Annotated in this window: 1 pseudogene; it reads right to left on the bottom strand. The window is 64.3% G+C overall.

The features are described 5' to 3' along the window. Window positions 1-209: 209 nt before the first annotated feature. Window positions 210-1,366 (bottom strand): annotated as a pseudogene (locus IC66_RS0110500) (ATP-binding cassette domain-containing protein); the annotation flags it as partial.

The raw sequence follows: 1,366 nt of genomic DNA, 5'->3' as shown, positions 1-1,366 counted from the left end.
AGCCGCCGTACCCTTCAGCAGCTGCCTGCGTGAAGTCGGCATCCTATCCTCCCTCAAAAACCGTCTTATGATTGGTTGTTATCTTTTTGCGAAGTATGGGGAGCGGGATGGCGGAAAGTCAACATCGCGAAAGTCGGGTCTGTCAGCTGCGCCATGGAACGCAATTGCGAAATGACCGCGAGGCGACCGCATCCGACAATCGTCGCGCGCTACTGCTTCAAGCGCCGTGCCAGATAATGCGCGGTCTTTCCGCCGGCCTTGGCAACCTGGTCCGGCGTTCCCGATGCGACGATGCGGCCGCCCTCGTCGCCGGCACCGGGGCCGAGATCGATGATCCAGTCGCTGTGCGAGACGACGTCCATGTCGTGCTCGACCACGACCACGCTGTTGCCGGTGTCCACGATCCGTTCGAGCTGGGCGATCAGCCGCTCGACGTCCCGTGGATGCAGCCCCGTGGTCGGCTCGTCCAGCACATAGAGCGTATGGCCGCGTTGCGGACGCATCAGCTCGGTCGCCAGCTTGATCCGCTGGGCTTCGCCACCGGACAGTTCGGTGGCGGACTGGCCGAGGCGGATATAGCCGAGACCGACCTCGCGCACGACCGAGAGCGACCGGTTCAGCGCGGCATCGCCCTCGAAGAACTCGAAGGCCTCGTCGACGCGCATCGCCAGCACATCCGCGATGGATTTGCCGCGGATTTTCACCTCGAGCGTCTTGTCGTTGTAGCGGGCGCCCTTGCAGGTCGGGCAGGGCGCGTAGACGCTGGGCAGGAACAGCAGTTCGACACAGACGAAGCCTTCGCCCTCGCAGGTCGCGCATCGTCCTTTCGCGACATTGAACGAGAAGCGTCCGGCATCGTAGCGGCGGGACTTTGCCTGCGGCGTTGCCGCGAACAGTTTTCGGACATGGTCGAACAGGCCGGTATAGGTCGCAAGATTGGACCGCGGGGTGCGGCCGATCGGCTTCTGGTCGACGACGACGAGGCGGTTGATTTGGTCAAGGCCGGCAACGATCCTGCCGCCCAACGTCTCGACCGTCGGGGCCAAGCTGTCGTCATCGGCGTCAGCGGCCAGCGTATGGCCGAGATGCGCGGCAACGGTATCGACGAGGAATTGGCTGATCAGGCTCGATTTGCCGGAGCCCGACACGCCGGTGATGCTGGTGAGGATGCCGAGCGGAATATCGACGTCGAGACCACGAAGGTTGTTGCGGGATACGCCCCTGAGCTTCAGATGGCCCTTCGGCTCGCGGCGCGCCGTCGGCAGCTTCTTGCGCGGACGTCCGAGGTAATGCGCGGTTCGCGATTGCTCGATGTCACCGAGCCCTTCCGGCGGCCCGCTGTAGAGGATGAGCCCGCCGCCGTCGC

The sequence above is a fragment of the Bradyrhizobium genomosp. III genome, assembly GCF_000261705.1.
GTDB classification, from domain to species: Bacteria; Pseudomonadota; Alphaproteobacteria; order Rhizobiales; family Xanthobacteraceae; genus Bradyrhizobium; species Bradyrhizobium ottawaense.
This window is presented reverse-complemented; position numbering and strand designations above follow the sequence as displayed.